Here is a 16,660-nt window from a genome sequence, read left to right on the forward strand (position 1 = left end):
GAACCCTATCGACTTGTCATGGGCGGCCAGTTTATGTCTGATGAAGCATGGTCCCATACGGATCGAACGATATCAGATTACGAGCTGATCATTGGCGTTACCGGAGTTGTTTTCTTGGAGGCAGATGGCCTTATGTACGAGGTGAAAGCAGGAGATATCCTATTCCTGATGCCTGGTGAACGACATCGCGGTTATCGGCTTTCGTCTCCGGGCGTATCTTTTTATTGGTTTCATTTTCATCTGCCTGATGCACAAGGGAATGATCCGCTGCGCCTCGTGCCCCGATATGCGGGATGCTCGAATCAGAGCCGAGTCCATATATTAGCAAGGCAATTACTCCATGCAGCCAATGGCGGCTATCGGATCCCGCGAGCGGGGGACTATTTCCTGACCTGCTTGCTGATTGAGTTGGCAGAGCAGTTGGAACATTCGAATGAATTGGAAGCGATGGATCCCAGGCTGCCTCAATTGCTGGAGTGGACGCGACTTCATGCACTCGATCGCGATATTTCAGTAGAGCGAATTGCCTCCCATCTGGGCTATAACAAAGATTACCTCTCTCGGATGTTCAAACAGAAGTTCGGTTCCGGCCTCTTAACCTATATTCACCACATCAAGCTGGAGACAGCGAAAGAGATACTGGCAAATTCCAAGCTTCACATTAAAGAAGTGGCTGTGCAGGTTGGCATTACTGATGACAAGCAATTTGCAAAATGGTTCAAACGATTATCCGGCGTGACGCCAACCGCCTATCGTGAAGCTTTCGCGCGGACACGGCTAAATAAAGATTAGTGAAGATTGGAGGAAGATTCTATGATTCTTGTAAAACCGATGGAGCAGGAAGAATATGATTTCTTCATGGATATGCACTATGAGTCGATTCATATCTTAGAGGGCAAGCCGCCTAAACACGAGCTTCTGAATGCGCCTGCGATCAGGAAATATAGCGAGGGATGGGGCAGAAGCGGAGATCGAGCTTTAATCGCATGGAACGATACCAAACCGGTAGGGGCAGTCTGGTATCGCTTGTTCGATGAATCAGACAAAGGATATGGATTCGTAGATCGTGAAACACCGGAAATAGGAATCGCAATACGGCCTGATGCTAGAGGACAGGGAGTAGGTAAAATACTAATGAACGAGATCATGCTGCTAGCTAAATCAGACGGTTATAGATCACTTTCATTAAGTGTTGACCCTGACAATCATGCTGCGGTTCGGCTATACGAGAAGCTTGGATTTGAGTATAGCGGAATGAGCGGAACTTCTTGGACGATGAGGGTAAGCCTTTAAAGTCTCTGGAATGCGCTAACGAACCATACGGCGCTTATTTGCCCATTAATGGCCTTGGACAAATTCTAACGAACCGTAGGGGATCTATTTGACGGTTTTGGCGTAGTTGGGAGCGGATTATCCCCAAATAAGGCCTCTACGGTTCGTTAGATTCTCGAAGCCCCGGAATACGGCTAAATAAGGTCTCTATGGTTCGTTAGATTTTCGCGGCATGTAAGTTGAGGATTGCGGCTCTCTAAAGAGCGGTTCTTTTGTCTAAATGCTGCACTATGGTGGACATTGCTTCATTGAAATAGGTAACCAAACGATGCATTTGTTCCGTGAAATCTTCACTGTCAGGTGCTCCAATAGTCACGGCTGTTTTCTGACCGTTATACACTTCATTGAATAAGGGAACATCGCGGTTATATTTCTCTTGGATATAATCTCTATGAAGCTCGCTCATCGCAATAATGACATCAAATTCTTGAAAGCAGCTTTCGGCAAATTGTGTTCTTTTGAAGTCGGATGTGTCTATATTCAACTCTTTCATGATATCGAAATGAATCGTTGAGTACTTACGAATATCACTGTCAGCTCGAATTCCAGCCGAAGCGACATTAATTGAAGTGATATGGTTTCTTCGAAGATAATCCTTCATACAAAATTCGGCTATTACACTTCGAGTAAAGTTGTCTGTGCAAACAAACAAAATGTTCATGAAAATCAGCCCCATTCTACCATTCCATTTTATGGAATTATATCAAACGGGGTATTGATTTTCCATCATTATCGATGAACAACAAGTAGAGTTAACACAAACTAATTGATTTGATTAAATCTTGGATAAACGTTTTCTGACACTGCCGATCATCCATAACAGCAGCGGGATACCGATGAGGAATATGGGGAAAATGACATTTTTCCAGAATGCAGTAAAGATGACTTGGGATTCGTCCACATTACGAGGGAACAGGGCGACGACGAAGACGAGAACGCCGACGATCCAAAGCATATATCGCCATTTGCGGAAGTGAAACAATTGAGCAGTTCCGTAGCTCGCCATAAACACATAGAGGCTTACTTTGATGAAAACGGTAAAACTCATCCCGACGACTAGGAAAATATCGAGGTTTTGAACGAATTCCATGACGGAAATGTATTGACTGATGGAATAGACGGGATACACTAGCTTACCTGGAACGATGTTGCCCATCATCATCAACGTGTCGATGACACCGTTCAATAGAATGATCCCCGCGATTCCCACACTCCATAAACCGGAGGATACCGCCTTCTTTTTATCCGCAAGAAAAGCGACCAACATCACGATCATGACCGATTCGCTCATGAAAGAAGCCGCCGGTGCGCTTCCTGTTATCACCGGCATCCAGCCCTCTGTAGGCTTGAGAGGAAGGAGACTCTCTAGGTGTAAATCTTTAAGAGATAGGATCCTGAACAATAAGATGTTAAAGATGATGATAGGTCCAATGACTTCGCTGCAGCGTCCGATGATATGGATACCTCCGTGCACCGCGTATAAGATGACCAGCAAGATAAACAAAATGATGACCCATAAAGGAGTCAGCACGAACAAGGCCATATGAACGAAGTCCGCATACTGGCGCAGAATGATTCCGGCTACGACAATCCATACAAGCAGGTATAAGAAAATGATCGTTTTACCCAACCATTTTCCTATTATTTTCGGGACATATTCGACGAATGTGTTCTCTGGGTAGAGAAGGCTTAGCTTAATCGCTATATAAGTAACCAGCAAGGACGCCACGCCAGCCAGGACCATGGCGAGCGGTGCACCTTGTTTGGCCTCTTGGAATGTCGGGCCGAGCGCTAGCATGATTGTCATGCCGATTTCCATCGTAAACATCAGCCAAAACAATTGATATTTCGTCAGCTTCATTCTACGGCTCCTTGCGTATTAGTCGATATTGGGAGGCGGCCCTTGTAGTCCAATTCGCCTGATCTTCACATGCGAATGAATGGTAATTTTCGCATCGGAAAACGATTGCTCCCATCTGTCATTCCATGCTGCCCAATCTGCGGGATGCTGTCGATTGAGTGCTTTTCCAAAATGGAACACATCGACTTTGAACTGCTTTTGCGCTTTATGAACCACTTGTAACACGGCCTTCTCGATATGATGGTTCAGCTCTGCTTCATATAAGCGGAGATTATCGGGATTTCGAAGATCTAATGCCGGAATGCTCTCAAGAACGACTCCGTTGCCTTTCAATTCGACTTCAATTTCCACTTTGTCGCCTTCAACTGTGGTATGCACTTTACTATTTGGGTTTCGGACACTCACATTAAACGTTCCTTTTCTATTCGACAAGGCTACCGAGATTGGAATACTATCCGTTTGACCAGTCACCCATAATCGATAAGCACCTTCCTGCCTATCGTAATAACCGGCTAATTGCTCTTTGCGGTTAAATACCGCACGGCCATATAATTGAATCGTTTTCTTTTGGAGTTTCGCATCGTATATGATTTCTACGGCAGGAAGGGTCGGACCGCTTCCTTCAACGTTTTGTTCGATTAGCAGCTCCAGTAACGAATTGCCGGTTCTCTTACCAAGACTATGTCTTAATTTAGATAGGGCTATTGCAGGCATCTTCTCAAGCGGATAGGACATTTGCATAAACGCAAGGGCAGTTCCCCCCTTTACGACCCAAATATCCGATTTGAGCCGGCTGTCGGGATCCCGAGTTACCGAGTCCATGAGATTCGCGATGCCGGACTTTGCCATCTCTTCTCCGATGTAGATGTTATTGCGATGCCCGCGGGTTATTCTTCGCGACAGCTTTAACTGCAAATCCAAGAGACAGTCAGACACAGTCGATCCGATACCCGTTTCAATTAAGTAACTTTGTTTCTCTCCACCGCTGGCTTCTCCGGACTTCATTGGAACCATGAATTGTCCGATCAGCAATAGCTTTCCATTCTCAAGCCGATCGACACCGGAACCAAGCTCGAATAACCGGTCGTTCAATTCACGACGATCCCAGCATCCGGTTAATAGAAGCAGGCAAATGATGGCTGCCAGTAAGCCAAGTCGTTTGCTCCGCATATTACCTCCGTGTAGGCTTTCTGATAATTGAGGCTTTCATTGAAAATTTCTTCCACCAGGGAACGCGTATGAGCACGTCCTTGATTTGATCCGGCTGAAAGGGAGCGATAGGGGATAAATAGGGAACTCCGAACGACTCCAATCTAGCCATGTGGATTAAGATAATGAGTGTTCCCATGGCGATTCCATACAAGCCAAGCGCTCCGGATATAAGAAGAAGCGGAAACCGAAGAATACGGAAAGGGATGCTCATGTTATAACGGGGAATAGCGAAGGACGCGATTCCGGTTAAGGATACGATGATGACCATCGGCGCCGACACGATTCCCGCTTGTACTGCGGCTTCCCCGATAACCAGGGCACCGACGATGCTGACGGCGGAGCCTACGGCTTTGGGCAGGCGCACGCCAGCTTCGCGTAAGCCCTCGAACAGAAACTCCATTAGAAGCGCTTCGATGACGCCCGGGAACGGAACGCCTTCGCGAGCTGATGTGATGCTCAGCAAGAAGTTCGTCGGAAGCAGCTGCGGATGGAACGTCGTAATTGCGACGTACATGGAGGGCAGGTACAAGGAAATGGTGAACAGAATAAAACGGGTCCACCTAACCAGCGTGGCATAGATGAATCGCTCGTAATAATCCTCGACGGCTTGAAATGCCGTCCAGAACGTGATCGGAACGATTAGAGCCAGAGGCGTTCCATCTGTTAGAATCGCGACTCTCCCTTCCATCAGGCTTGCTGCCACGATATCCGGTCGCTCAGTATTCATGACTTGCGGGAAAGGACTGAATGATGTGTCTTCAATGAATTCTTCGATATATCCAGACTCCAGCACGATATCCATTTGAATGTCAGACATGCGCTGTTTGACCAGCTCCACTAAGTCCGGACGTGCTTTTCCTTCTACATAGGCAATGATGACTCTAGTCTTGGAAAACGTTCCAAGTGTGACGGAGACAAACTTAAGTTTTGGCGATTGAATTCTTCGACGCAAGAGACTTGTATTGGTTTGAAGCGTCTCGTTAAAGCTTTCTCTGGGTCCGCGGACGGCCACCTCGTTGGCCGGCTCTTCGACTCCGCGGTGCTCGGAACCGGACATATCCAGAATAATCGCTTCCGGCTCGCCTTCAACGAAGACAACCAGGCATGCTCGCAGGATCGATTCGACGATGTCTTGTAAACGGCTTTCGTTCTGGATTGGACGAACGATAGCAAAATGCTCTTTCAAGATCGGGAAGTCGACCGTTTCTTTGCCGACACGGGTACCGCTTTTCTCTAATAGCCATGATTGAAAGAGCGGCGATTTGATTTCGTTCTTATCGATCATACCGTCAACGTAGACCATGAGAATCGTACACGTGTCGGACAATTCAACCCGCTGAAAGATGATGTCAGCGCAGTGCTCGAATAGTTGCCGAAGCAGCGCTTCATTCTCGGCCAAGTCGGCGCTGATCGATTCCCGGGGATAGGAAACAGGATTTCGAGAGGAGATCAAGTCATCACAGCTCCCTTGATTTTTCCATATTATGCTACTCCAGGTGATCCTTTATACTAGTAAGGGGTTATAGGAAAAGGCTACCGATTGTTAATCGGTAGCCTTTAACATGGAATGGGGAGGTGAGTGTACACATCACTTATTTGGGATTGGTAATATCAAATATTTTGCCGATCATTCCGACTGAACCCAGCGCGTTCACTGCATCTGTTGGGATAAAGATGGTGGTTGCTTTACCCTCCGCCATCTGACCGAGAGCTTCGAAAGATTTGTAAGCTAGTATTTGCGCATCCAGACCAGCTGCTTTAATCGCCTCGATTCTTGTCCGTTCTGCGTTTGCGACATGCTTAATTGCTTCCGCCTTCCCGATCGCTTCCAGCTCCTGTGCCTTTTGCTTAGCTTCCGCATCCAAGATTTGTCGCTGTTTCTCCGCTTCTGCAGCAAGGACGACAGCGGCTTGCTGCGCCTCAGCACGCAATACCGTTGATTGCTTCTCACCTTCGGCTTGCAGGATGATAGCGCGCTTCTCACGTTCGGCTCGCATTTGTTTCTCCATCGAATTCTGAATATCGGCAGGAATAGCTAATTGCAGCACTTCGACGCGGTCGATGCGCACGCCCCAATTCTCCGATGCCTGATCGAGTACCAGCCGTAGATCCGTTTGGATGCGATCGCGGTTGGAGAGAATTTCGTCCAATTCCATCTTGCCAATCGTCGCACGCAGCGCCGATGCGACAATATTATGTATACCTCCAACATAATTGGCAATTCCGTAAGTCGCGAGCTTAGGATCAACGACACTGAAGAATGTCGCAAGCTCTATACCGATCGCGACATTATCCTTCGTAATGACGGATTGCGAAGGCACCGTTTCCTGATGAATTCTAAGATCATGGCGAAGTCGAATCTTATCAATGACCGGTATGATCAAATTCACCCCGGCATGAAGCGTTTTATTGTATTTGCCCAGTCTCTCTACAATAGCTACGGTTTGCTGTGGAATAATCCGAATCCCTTTGATAACAATCGCAACAACTACGGCCAAAATCACGATAAATACAATAATACCGACCAATCTGCATCTACTCCTTTGTCACGAATAGTTTGGTTACGCTAACCTTAGTGACGGTTACTTTACTTCCTTCATCAATTCTTTCATTAGCTACTGCGGACCAAATTTCACCATGCAGCTTGACCAAACCGGCTTCATCCGGAGTAATGGTCTGAACGACAAACGCTTCTTGTCCCACCAAATAGTCTGAGAGTTGCGGAATCATGGATTTCGATGTGGAGGGGATTAATTTGCGCAGGAGTGGCAGTAGGAAGAGATACATAAGAGCAATTGCGGCGACAAACGTGAAACATTGAACCAGGACCGGGAATCCGGCAAGTGCGGCTATCATGGTGAGGATGGATGCGGCAGCTAGGAGTAGAAAATAGAACGTTCCCGTGTGCAGCTCGATCAGTACGAGCACGGCAGTCAGAATCAGCCAAGCTAAGGAATACATGAATCTCCTCCTTCACAAAGCGTCCATTTCTATTCGTATGTTTCTACGTCTAGTTCAGAACATTTTAGTCTGTATATTCCAATAAAATCCTGCAAACAGATGTCTGATCACCTATACTAGTAATGTAAAACAAAGAAGCATAAGGAGGACATGCCCGAATGGATATGCACCAGATGCTAGAAGAGCTTGGCGTTACTGCTGACACACTCAGTGCTGAGGAGAGGCAGACGCTCGATGAACAAGGTTATTTGGTCTTCGAACGATTGATCGACGAAGTATGGCTGGAGGAACTAAGGGAGACGTATGAGGAGCTCATGGCCAAAGTTGCGGGGACCGTTGCACATCAACGTGAAGCCGGAACGAGAAGGCTGTTTGATTTGGAAAATCAAGGTCCTGTCTTCGATGGGGTATATACGCTGCCGAAAGTAGTTGCATCCGTCGCATATTTGATCAATCGGGAGTTCAAATTTGTGACCTTGAACGGACGTGATGCCGTACACGGAGAAGGACATCAATCCTTGCACAGCGATTGGCCTTGTGCCCCGGGAGGTCTCATCAATGCCGTGACGTGTGTGTTGATGCTGGATGACTTTACACTTGAGAACGGATCGACTCGCGTTGTACCGGGAACGCATCGCTCGGGGATTAATCCCGTTACGGACTGGGAAAGCGGCAAGGCACTTGAGACTCATCCGGATGAGATTCAATTGATCGCACCTGCAGGTTCCGTTGCAGTTATGGTTAGCCATCTGTGGCATGGGGGGACAAGAAACAGAACAATAGGAACACGCAGAGCCGTGCATCCTTTCTATATGGCGAGAGATCAGCATCAATCACCCGGACATTTGAATGCCAAGGAGTATATCCGCGTCAAAACGTATAAGCGCCTTTCACCGGCGGCACGTTACCTGCTCGATGTGGAGTGGGACACGATCTAAAGAAATTCGGAGAAACCGTGTTTCACAGCGTGGTTTCCGTGAATAATGAGAGGATATGGATTCATCTATTCTGGGAGGGAACAACGTGGAAGTATTTGCTGACTATTTAAATGGAATCGATCACCCGGAGCACCGGGCTCGAACGGAAGAAGTTTTACTGTGGGTATCTGAGAAATTTCCAGACCTAGAGCCAAAATTCGCGTGGAAACAGCCGATGTATACCGATCATGGCACCTTTATTATTGGCTTTAGCATATCCAAACAACATTTGGCCGTAGCTCCCGAGAAGGCAGGGATGAATCAGTTTGCGGATTCGATTAAGCAGGCTGGTTATGATCAAACGAAGCTGTTATTTCGAATTCAGTGGGATCGTCCGGTTGATTACGATTTGCTCGAGAGAATCATCGAATTTAATAGGATGGATAAGGCGGACTGTTCGACTTTTTGGCGAGTATAAGGAGGTATTACGATGAAGAAGCTTCGCTGTGCGATACTAGATGACTACCAGCAAGTGGCGATGACTGCTGCCGACTGGTCGCCGATTCTGGATCGTGTGGAGGTTAAAAGCATCACTCGGCATATCGATCAACAGGATGAACTGGTCGAGCTAATAGCCGATTGTGAGATCGTTGTCATTATGCGAGAGAGGACACCGTTTCGTGCTTCTCTTCTTGCTAGGCTTCCTCGCTTGAAGCTGCTTGTTACAACGGGTATGCGCAATGCTTCGATCGATTTAGATGCGGCGGCATCGAAAGGCATTATCGTTTGTGGGACTGGTGGCGCCGGAAATGCAACAGCCGAACTTACATGGGCTTTATTGCTAGGCCTAGCCCGAAATATCGTACAGGAGCACCATGCAATCCGAAGCGGACAATGGCAAAGCACCATCGGCGTAGATTTGTACGGCAAGACGCTTGGTGTACTTGGGCTTGGTAAACTAGGCAGCCAGATCGCAAAATTCGGACAAGCGTTCGGCATGGATGTGATGGCGTGGAGCCAGAATTTGACGCAGCAGCGAGCTGACGAGGCAGAGGTGAGATTAGCTGCTTCCAAGGAAGAACTGCTGGAAAACAGCGATTTCGTATCGATTCATCTTGTATTGAGCGACCGGACTAGAGGGCTTATTAATGCTGCAGAACTTAAACGTATGCGTCCTACATCATTTCTGATCAATACATCCCGAGCTCCGATCGTCGATCAAGCAGCACTTGCGGAAGCCTTACAGAGCGGCTGGATCGCCGGCGCTGCAGTAGATGTATTCGAAGTGGAACCGCTGCCGAAAGACGATCTGTTCCGGTCGCTCCCGAACTTGCTAACTACGCCTCATATTGGCTATGTTTCACAAGCAAGTTATGAGGCATTTTATAGAGATATCGTTCAAGATATTGAAGCCTATCTACTTGGAGAACCGATTCGTATTCTATCCAAGTAGTAATTAAGTTGATTATGTAGATAGAGTGCGAGCTGATGCCAGATTGCACTCTCTTTGTGCTGCCTGAAACGGAACGCGTACTAATAATTTGAACATTCTACGCAATAATGCAAATCTAATAATAAGCTGCCGGTACAGAATGCTTCAGGTGTAGGATCAGCAGCAGCACATCCGATCGTAATGCCAGTCAAATTTTCAAAGAAAAATGTGATGGAACGACCAGGAAGTAGGGTAACGGAATTAGAGAGAGCATTATCTACAAAAGTTAGATTTATCGTACAGTGTAAACTATTATTAATAGCTGTAAATGAACCCCTAGTCGTCATGCTTGTTAAATTTCGAAAAAAAAGCGTCTCGTCGCTTGGACAGGGCAGGTAAATAGGATTGCATTGTTGGAGATTGACAATCTGTTTTTCAGGCGTAGTTTTACAAAAGTTAAAAACAGCTGTTCCTGTGGATGTCGTGCACATACTCGATCTCACCGACCCTTCGATTCTATCTCTTCCATCATATGAATCTATGACCTAGATCGGGATGGTTATTATCCTAACTTTAGCATCGTTCAATCAAATTGGTTGTTTACCACGAAGCACATTGTTTATGGAATCCATATGATAAGAAAGAGAGGTTCGTAGGAGGGGGATGGCAGCAGAAATGTCCAAGTGTCATACGACTAGACCTTTAAAGAAACGATGCCATCACAAAAGGCCGTTGAAAATGAGAAGGCTGGTATGTATTGCCAAATGCCTGCCGATTAAGCAAGCTTGCGATAGCATGACTCCTCGAACCTATTTTAGCTATTTACCAGACTCCAATCATCTCCCATCGGGCACAATCACATTGGTGAATAGCAGCAAACATTGTACCATGCATATGATTCTTCTCATGGGCATTGAGGCAGCAGAAACCTTTGAAGTGGGTCCGAATTCCTCTATTACAGTAGTTGTATCCGAATTATTGGCCGTCAAACTGATATGCATGGGTCAATCCGAAACCGATTTCTGTCAGGGGACATTGGAATTGGAATTATATTATATTCTAATCTTGTAGCAGCCAGTAGGAGTCGCGGAAATAGCGGCATATTGGGAGGTTTTTTGAATATAAAGTAAGGTATTGGAAAAGTATGATCATCCCTTCTCAAGGAGGTAATTATCTGGATTTCAATCAACTGCTGAGCATAAATATAGGTGCGTACACACGCAGCATACCTCTGAAGAATTCATTTGGCAACGTGTTTCCCGTATTAAATGATGAACTCCTTGCCCAAATACTTGATATACAGCCCGGAGAGTTAGTCCTCGATATTGGCGGCGGATCAAATCCGTTTTCCCGCGCGAATACGGTGACGGAGCCTTTTCTATCCCATAACTCCCATCGTTCAGGGGCTGGTATTGACACGCGTTTTGATTACGTGGAATGTTTCGCTGAGAAGATGCCTTTTGCGGATAAGAGTTTCGATTTTGCGCTCTCACGCCAAGTGTTTGAACACACCAATTCACCTAAAGACGCATGCGAAGAAATGATGCGTGTCGCCAAGCGTGGTTTTATCGAAACACCGCAGAAAATCTTCGAGCTGCTGCTAGGTCCTAATCCGTCCCATAATTGGTTTGTATCCCTACAGGGCGGTACGATAATCTTCGAGCGCCGGCAATTTATTCGTCATCCGCTCGGTCATCTCTCGTTAAGCGCCGTACCTTCTTCACCGGAGCTTCAAGTTCTCACGCACTGGGAATTCAAAAACCTTAGCAATGTTCAATATTACTGGGAAGGCAATATTTCGTACGAAGTGTTTGATGATCCAAACGGGTTTGATTATAATAACCCGGACCATGCCTCCCAGTCGCATCTTGACGTTGCGCTTTGTGCACTCCAGCAAGGTGGATTTTATCTTCATCACCGGGAAGCAGATGCTAGAGAAGCCGTGCGACTGAAGCCCAATTGGGCGCTTGCCCGTAACACACTGGGCATGATCTTGTGGAAACAAGGGAAAATGTTCGAAGCAGCAGCCGAGTTCGCACACGCACTTATCTTAGATTCTCGCGAGGAATACGCCCACAACGCTCATCTTTCCGCCGATGATGTGCCTGTGCTTGTTCGCTTCGAAGATACACTAGCGATGGATGAAGCTTTCTATAAACGTTACAGCCAAAGCAGCTTTTATGATATGAATGCCTATCTGCATCGATCACATGTGAAATAAAAAAGAAAAGCGAATAGTCGCTTTCAGATTGTTGAAAAAGCCCCCTGTTTGGGGGCTTTTTCTGTTTATCGCCTCTAACGAACCGTACAGCGCTTATTTGTCCATTTATGGCTCCGAAAATATTCTAACGAACCGTAGGGGCTCTATTTGATGGTATGGGGGTCTTTGGGAGCCGATTATCCCCATATAACGTCTCTACGGTTCGTTAGATTCTCGAAGCCGCGAAATTCGACCTAATAAGGCCTCTACGGTTCGTTAGATTTTCGCCGAATGTAAGATGAGGAGTGCCAGACGAGAATTGTTGTGCCATAATTAGTTGGAGTAAAATCGCAAGATCACGGGAGGTCCTATGAAAACCTATATTTACATGGTAAGGCATGGTGAATCACCGATAACAGATCCTAATGAGCGAACACGAGGACTTACACAAAAAGGGTGGGCTGATTCACGAAGAATTACTGAAATGCTCAAAGATGAAAGTATTGATACATTCATTTCTAGCCCGTATCGGAGAGCTGTGCTGACAATTGAAGAATTAGCTAGTACCTATGAGAAAGAAATAATTGAGTATGAAGAATTGCGTGAGATGACATTCTCACATGTTAATGGTGCCATGACTGATAAAGAGTTATTTCAAATCATAGAGAAGATGTTCGATGATCCTGATTTATCCTTACCTGGAGGCGAATCCAGTAAGGCGTGTATGAATCGTTCCATTGGCGCACTTGTCGACATTATTGAAAAATATAATGGCCAGAAAATCGTTATCGGCACGCATGGGATGGTCATGACATTAATGATGAGGTATTTTGACAGTAAGTATGATTATGACTTTCTATTAGAGACTTCAAAGCCTGATATATATAAAATGGAATTTGATAGGGGTGTGTTGGTAGGCGTAAAGAGACTGTGGCAGTAGAGGGGGAGCAACCCTTTATGCCGCCTGAACTGGCTGGGGATACAGCGGCAAGTGCAATGACGTTTCTTGCAAATACAACGGGTATGATTATCGATATACGAAGCAACTTCGGAGGATCTCCGTTCATGGTTGCTTTCCTCACGAGTTATTTACTCGAACCAGAGCCAACTCACTTAAATGATCTATATTGGAGAAAAAATGATTTGACTCAGCAGCGGAAGAATTTGCTTTCAACTTGCAGGCGTTAGGCCGAGTGAAAGTAGTGGGAGAACGTACTGGTGGAGGAGCGCATCCCGGTCAAATGCATCGCATCAACCGCGAGTTTGAAATGTTTATTCCAAGTGGACGAGCAATTAATCCTATAACGAAGACAAATTGGGAAGGCGTTGGAGTTCATCCGGACATCGAGCTTCCCCAAGCCGAAGCATTGGATTGTGCCTACATCAAGCTGCTTCAAATCGAATTAGAGCGACTCTTAGATAAACCAATCCCAGGGTCGGAGAGAGTAGTTGAAGAAATAAAGCAATCACTTGAGAAAAGAGGCGCTTTGATCGAAGTGTAAAATAAACGCGTAATCAAACAGGCTGCCGAGCGGCAGCCTGTTTGATTTGCATTGTCTTATTTGAAAAATAGAAAATGGGTCGGAACCGGTCGCATCCGTCCGTCAGACGGGTGATTCACGACTCTACCATTGAAGACGAGTGTCGACGAGCCTCCGCCGTCTAAGTTATAGCCATCAATCGCGCCGTACCGCTGAAGGATCAGCTGCGCTTCCTGAAGGGTTGCGCCAGAACTACCATTCTCATTGCGTCCGTCGATGACGAGAAAGAGCAGCTGGTTGTCCTTATAATTAGCGATAATGGTCCGAGGAGCGCGCAGCGGACTAGTCTGCCATTTGTCGGGGATCGGTAGTGATCTGCCATTTTGCAAGAGCACCGGTACGAATGAAGCACCGAATTTCGGATTCTCGCTGTCCAGATGCGATTTGCTGCTATATTTGCCTCCGATTAGTTCTAACTTATCGTTTAGCCCGACAAAGAACAAATCCTTGAAAGAGGGAGCAAAACCGTTCAAATAGTTGCCGTTCATCACTGTGGTTCCGAGTGGATATCGCTTGCTGCCATCATCTGCGAAGCCGCCGGCATTTACGCCTGCAATGGCATTGTAGCGACCGACGGCAGAGAGCGTCGTCTCCGCTCCGCCATTCTTGTCCTGACCGAGTACCATTTTCATCGCTTCAGGCGATTTCAGTTTAACCTTCAATGCGTAGCCGTTGAAGTGCTGTGCATGGATGACAAAAAGCTGAGCGCGGACATGATCTGACTCGATCTGCTGCGCCGGGGTACCGATCTTTCGCGTAATGCGTCGGTCATATATCCGATAGGGCCTATCTGCCTGTGCGAGGGCGATCGAAACGATGGCGGTCATGTTTTTGCCCGTGGTCGTATAGAGTTGAATCGATTTCTTGAGTGACTTAGCCGTGACGAGAGCCTTCTGCTTCGCTTGGTCCAAGCCTGCGGTCAGCTTCGCGGTATCTTCTGGAACAGTTGCATGCGTTAAGGCAAGCTTCGGATAAGAGCTGTCCGGGAGAGTGATGGATAGATCCGCGGCCATCAGCCAAATGAATAGTCCGATGAAAGGTGCACACGCCATGAGGCAGAACCGGTTGACTTGCTTAATATTCAACCTCATTATTTCAGCACATCCAAACTTTTTTGCAGTTCGGCCAGCTTCTTCTTTACCTCGCTTAGCTGCGTGAACAGCTTGTTACTGTTATCGGTTTTGGAATTTGTATTATCTTTAGTAAATTCTAAGAGCTCGTTAAGTGCGTCGACCTTACCTTGCACCTTATTCAGCTCGCCTGAAAATTCGGACTGCATCTGCTTTAGCTGTGCATCGTAATTTTGCTGCATCACCGTAATCTGCTGCGCCGTCTGTGCGCTGATGTCTTGCGTTAATTTGGCCTTCACTTGGCCGGTATACCATACTGTGCCTACTACGCCACAGCTGATCAGCAGCACCCATGCTGCAAGAAACATCGGGACGGATGGCTTTGATTTGCGGGAAGTTCTCTCGACAGAACGACTTGCCGTCGTCGGGACGTTCGTTTCCATGCTATGAATCTCTCCTCTTACTTTCATTCAGAACTTATATTTTACCACAAAAAGTAGGTGAGGAAAAAGAAAGGATAGAGATAGAGAGAATCTGGAAACCTATTATTCGGGAATCCGTGGATGCAGGAGTATTTGGGCCTGAAATGGAATATTAAATGTAAATCAATGTATAGTGGAGGCTAAAAAAATGGGAGCCGAAATCATAAACGTTTATAAAGAACATGTACCTTCCCTTCGTTTCATAGGCAAATGCTATACCGATCTTGATCGAAATGCTGAAGGAAGTTTTGGGCATAAGTGGGGGGAGTGGTTTCAAAATGGTTGGTTTTCGGAGCTTGAACGATTAGGTGTCTCTCGTGAAATTGAAAATGGTTATCTTGGTTTTATGGGTTGCTCTGACACAGCAAACAGCTTTCAATACTGGATTGGCTTATTATTCCCGGTAGATACGCGTGTACCTGAAAACTTTGACTTTATTGATTTACCAGAAAGCGATGTTGGGATTTGCTGGATTTATGGAGATTCGAATAATGGAGAATTGTATGGGCAAGAACCTCACAATAGATGCATGGCTAAATTACAGGAGAATCAAATGAGCCATTTTCGTGAAGATTTTCCGGGGAAGTCAGAGAAGTGGCAGTATTTTTTTGAACGATATAACCATCCTCGTTTCACTAGTCCTGATGAATCTGGCAAAGTCATTTTAGATTATGGGATGTACTTAGGAAAGAGCCAGCCGTAAGGCAGTTCCTAAAGAAGCTGTCGCAGTTCTTCTGCGACAGCTTCTTTTTTATTGTCAATACTTTGTCCCCGTTCGAATAGGAATAAACATGTACCTATTGTGAGGGGTGAGCGTATGTATTCAGCTGAAATCAGCCGTTCGAATCCGTCGTGTATCTTGTTTATGATCGACCAATCTGGATCGATGTCTGATCCGTTCGGAGCAAGCACCAAGGCCGAAAGCGTTTCGGATGCTATCAACCGGTTATTGCAAAATCTCGTTATCAAGTGCGCGAAATCAGAGGGGATTCGCGATTATTATCATGTTGGCGTCATTGGCTATGGCGCCGGTGTCGGTCCGGCATTCGGAGGTGTTTTAGCGGGGAAAGAAATCGTGCAGATTAGCGAAATTGCCGATAACCCGTCAAAGCTGGATAAGCGTTATAAAAAAGTGCCGGATGGGGCAGGCGGACTGGTTGAACAACTCGTCAAGTTTCCGGTTTGGTTTGAGCCCGTAGCAAACGGAGGCACGCCAATGTGCGAAGCGATGAGAACGGCTCATACCGTTCTGACGCAATGGATCAATGAGTACACGCATTGTTTTCCGCCGGTTGTCATTCATATCACGGACGGGGAATCGACCGACGGAGATCCGACACCTGAAATGGAACAACTACGAGCGCTATCGACGGATGATGGCAATGTACTGCTATTTAACCTACACATTTCCGATAGTCCGAGCGCGGTGGAGCTCCGCTTTCCGGAAACCGCGGATGCGCTGCCGGACGCCTATTCCAGGGTGCTTTACGAAGGCTCAAGTCCGCTGACGCCCTTTATGATCCGAGTCGCCAATCAGGAATATGACTTGAATCTTTCGGATGGAGCGAGAGGTTTTGTGCTCAATGCGGATTTAACGCTCGTTATCCAGGCGCTAGACATCGGAACGCGTCCTGCCAATCTTAGGTAGGGCC

The 16,660-nt window shown here is 46.6% G+C and carries 19 protein-coding genes and 1 pseudogene; 11 read left to right on the top strand and 9 right to left on the bottom strand.

Annotation, left to right across the window (positions count from 1 at the left end):
• Positions 1–33 precede the first annotated feature (33 nt).
• Together AC506A_RS04720 and AC506A_RS04725 are read left to right on the top strand one after the other, a co-directional pair.
• Complete coding sequence (locus AC506A_RS04720) at positions 34–792, top strand: helix-turn-helix transcriptional regulator (RefSeq protein ID WP_495459813.1); 759 nt, start codon at positions 34–36, stop codon at positions 790–792.
• Between the two features lie 21 nt (positions 793–813).
• Entirely contained in the window at positions 814–1,293 is a 480-nt protein-coding gene (locus AC506A_RS04725; protein WP_495459814.1) for a GNAT family N-acetyltransferase, read from the top strand.
• Positions 1,294–1,528: 235 nt separating this feature from the next.
• Here AC506A_RS04725 and AC506A_RS04730 read toward each other — a convergent pair whose 3' ends face one another.
• From AC506A_RS04730 to AC506A_RS04755, 6 genes are all read right to left on the bottom strand, one after another.
• The gene (locus tag AC506A_RS04730; protein WP_495459815.1) at positions 1,529–1,993 is read right to left on the bottom strand and encodes an arsenate reductase/protein-tyrosine-phosphatase family protein; all 465 of its coding nucleotides are present in this window, start codon (positions 1,991–1,993) and stop codon (positions 1,529–1,531) included.
• A gap of 114 nt (positions 1,994–2,107) precedes the next feature.
• Complete coding sequence (locus AC506A_RS04735) at positions 2,108–3,193, bottom strand: GerAB/ArcD/ProY family transporter (protein ID WP_495459816.1); 1,086 nt, start codon at positions 3,191–3,193, stop codon at positions 2,108–2,110.
• A gap of 18 nt (positions 3,194–3,211) precedes the next feature.
• The gene (locus AC506A_RS04740; protein ID WP_495459817.1) at positions 3,212–4,363 is read right to left on the bottom strand and encodes a Ger(x)C family spore germination protein; all 1,152 of its coding nucleotides are present in this window, start codon (positions 4,361–4,363) and stop codon (positions 3,212–3,214) included.
• 1 nt (position 4,364) lies between these two features.
• Complete coding sequence (locus AC506A_RS04745) at positions 4,365–5,858, bottom strand: spore germination protein (RefSeq protein ID WP_495459818.1); 1,494 nt, start codon at positions 5,856–5,858, stop codon at positions 4,365–4,367.
• Positions 5,859–5,997: 139 nt separating this feature from the next.
• Positions 5,998–6,933: an SPFH domain-containing protein gene (locus AC506A_RS04750; RefSeq protein WP_495459819.1), complete on the bottom strand. Its 936-nt coding sequence runs from the start codon at positions 6,931–6,933 to the stop codon at positions 5,998–6,000.
• A gap of 7 nt (positions 6,934–6,940) precedes the next feature.
• Positions 6,941–7,366: an NfeD family protein gene (locus tag AC506A_RS04755; protein WP_495459820.1), complete on the bottom strand. Its 426-nt coding sequence runs from the start codon at positions 7,364–7,366 to the stop codon at positions 6,941–6,943.
• Positions 7,367–7,524: 158 nt separating this feature from the next.
• On the opposite strand from AC506A_RS04755, the gene AC506A_RS04760 reads away from it, so the two are divergent.
• The 3 genes from AC506A_RS04760 to AC506A_RS04770 all read left to right on the top strand — a co-directional run bounded on the left by AC506A_RS04760 (position 7,525) and on the right by AC506A_RS04770 (position 9,736).
• Entirely contained in the window at positions 7,525–8,304 is a 780-nt protein-coding gene (locus tag AC506A_RS04760) for a phytanoyl-CoA dioxygenase family protein (RefSeq protein WP_495459821.1), read from the top strand.
• 85 nt (positions 8,305–8,389) lie between these two features.
• A complete protein-coding gene (locus tag AC506A_RS04765) occupies positions 8,390–8,761 on the top strand; it encodes an iron chaperone (protein WP_495459822.1) in 372 nt (123 codons plus the stop codon).
• Positions 8,762–8,773: 12 nt separating this feature from the next.
• A complete protein-coding gene (locus tag AC506A_RS04770; protein WP_495459823.1) occupies positions 8,774–9,736 on the top strand; it encodes a D-2-hydroxyacid dehydrogenase family protein in 963 nt (320 codons plus the stop codon).
• 80 nt (positions 9,737–9,816) lie between these two features.
• Here AC506A_RS04770 and AC506A_RS04775 read toward each other — a convergent pair whose 3' ends face one another.
• Positions 9,817–10,206 carry an S-Ena type endospore appendage gene (locus AC506A_RS04775; protein WP_495459824.1) on the bottom strand — a complete coding sequence of 130 codons (390 nt, stop codon included), beginning with the start codon at positions 10,204–10,206 and terminating at the stop codon, positions 9,817–9,819.
• Positions 10,207–10,453: 247 nt separating this feature from the next.
• On the opposite strand from AC506A_RS04775, the gene AC506A_RS04780 reads away from it, so the two are divergent.
• From AC506A_RS04780 to AC506A_RS04795, 4 genes and pseudogenes are all read left to right on the top strand, one after another.
• Positions 10,454–10,786 (top strand): S-Ena type endospore appendage, encoded by a 333-nt coding sequence (locus tag AC506A_RS04780; RefSeq protein WP_495460969.1) that lies wholly within the window; start codon positions 10,454–10,456, stop codon positions 10,784–10,786.
• Positions 10,787–10,859: 73 nt separating this feature from the next.
• Positions 10,860–11,936 (top strand): class I SAM-dependent methyltransferase, encoded by a 1,077-nt coding sequence (locus AC506A_RS04785; protein WP_495459825.1) that lies wholly within the window; start codon positions 10,860–10,862, stop codon positions 11,934–11,936.
• Positions 11,937–12,285: 349 nt separating this feature from the next.
• Positions 12,286–12,855, top strand: coding sequence for a histidine phosphatase family protein (locus AC506A_RS04790; protein ID WP_495459826.1), 570 nt, complete (start codon positions 12,286–12,288; stop codon positions 12,853–12,855).
• Between the two features lie 220 nt (positions 12,856–13,075).
• Positions 13,076–13,417 (top strand): annotated as a pseudogene (locus AC506A_RS04795) (S41 family peptidase); the annotation flags it as partial.
• 56 nt (positions 13,418–13,473) lie between these two features.
• Here AC506A_RS04795 and AC506A_RS04800 read toward each other — a convergent pair.
• The gene (locus AC506A_RS04800) at positions 13,474–14,547 is read right to left on the bottom strand and encodes a phosphodiester glycosidase family protein (protein ID WP_495459827.1); all 1,074 of its coding nucleotides are present in this window, start codon (positions 14,545–14,547) and stop codon (positions 13,474–13,476) included.
• Entirely contained in the window at positions 14,547–14,969 is a 423-nt protein-coding gene (locus AC506A_RS04805) for a hypothetical protein (protein ID WP_495459828.1), read from the bottom strand. Before AC506A_RS04805 ends, AC506A_RS04800 begins: the two co-directional genes overlap by 1 nt.
• Positions 14,970–15,156: 187 nt before the next feature.
• On the opposite strand from AC506A_RS04805, the gene AC506A_RS04810 reads away from it, so the two are divergent.
• Complete coding sequence (locus AC506A_RS04810; protein ID WP_495459829.1) at positions 15,157–15,711, top strand: AraC family transcriptional regulator; 555 nt, start codon at positions 15,157–15,159, stop codon at positions 15,709–15,711.
• Positions 15,712–15,825: 114 nt separating this feature from the next.
• On the top strand, positions 15,826–16,656 hold the full coding sequence (locus AC506A_RS04815; protein ID WP_495459830.1) for a vWA domain-containing protein: 831 nt from the start codon (positions 15,826–15,828) through the stop codon (positions 16,654–16,656).
• Positions 16,657–16,660 lie beyond the last annotated feature (4 nt).

The organism is Paenibacillus sp. N22P23, from assembly GCF_059383735.1.

Excerpts from the sequence above, each read along its gene's own strand:
- AC506A_RS04720 (WP_495459813.1), top strand. The coding sequence starts at position 34 with ATGTCTGATGAAGCATGGTCCCATACGGATCGAACGATATCAGATTAC.
- AC506A_RS04725 (WP_495459814.1), top strand. The coding sequence starts at position 814 with ATGATTCTTGTAAAACCGATGGAGCAGGAAGAATATGATTTCTTCATG.
- AC506A_RS04730 (WP_495459815.1), bottom strand. The coding sequence starts at position 1,993 with ATGAACATTTTGTTTGTTTGCACAGACAACTTTACTCGAAGTGTAATA.
- AC506A_RS04735 (WP_495459816.1), bottom strand. The coding sequence starts at position 3,193 with ATGAAGCTGACGAAATATCAATTGTTTTGGCTGATGTTTACGATGGAA.
- AC506A_RS04740 (WP_495459817.1), bottom strand. The coding sequence starts at position 4,363 with ATGCGGAGCAAACGACTTGGCTTACTGGCAGCCATCATTTGCCTGCTT.
- AC506A_RS04755 (WP_495459820.1), bottom strand. The coding sequence starts at position 7,366 with ATGTATTCCTTAGCTTGGCTGATTCTGACTGCCGTGCTCGTACTGATC.
- AC506A_RS04760 (WP_495459821.1), top strand. The coding sequence starts at position 7,525 with ATGGATATGCACCAGATGCTAGAAGAGCTTGGCGTTACTGCTGACACA.
- AC506A_RS04770 (WP_495459823.1), top strand. The coding sequence starts at position 8,774 with ATGAAGAAGCTTCGCTGTGCGATACTAGATGACTACCAGCAAGTGGCG.
- AC506A_RS04775 (WP_495459824.1), bottom strand. The coding sequence starts at position 10,206 with ATGTGCACGACATCCACAGGAACAGCTGTTTTTAACTTTTGTAAAACT.
- AC506A_RS04780 (WP_495460969.1), top strand. The coding sequence starts at position 10,454 with ATGAGAAGGCTGGTATGTATTGCCAAATGCCTGCCGATTAAGCAAGCT.
- AC506A_RS04785 (WP_495459825.1), top strand. The coding sequence starts at position 10,860 with ATGATCATCCCTTCTCAAGGAGGTAATTATCTGGATTTCAATCAACTG.
- AC506A_RS04790 (WP_495459826.1), top strand. The coding sequence starts at position 12,286 with ATGAAAACCTATATTTACATGGTAAGGCATGGTGAATCACCGATAACA.
- AC506A_RS04800 (WP_495459827.1), bottom strand. The coding sequence starts at position 14,547 with ATGAGGTTGAATATTAAGCAAGTCAACCGGTTCTGCCTCATGGCGTGT.
- AC506A_RS04805 (WP_495459828.1), bottom strand. The coding sequence starts at position 14,969 with ATGGAAACGAACGTCCCGACGACGGCAAGTCGTTCTGTCGAGAGAACT.
- AC506A_RS04810 (WP_495459829.1), top strand. The coding sequence starts at position 15,157 with ATGGGAGCCGAAATCATAAACGTTTATAAAGAACATGTACCTTCCCTT.
- AC506A_RS04815 (WP_495459830.1), top strand. The coding sequence starts at position 15,826 with ATGTATTCAGCTGAAATCAGCCGTTCGAATCCGTCGTGTATCTTGTTT.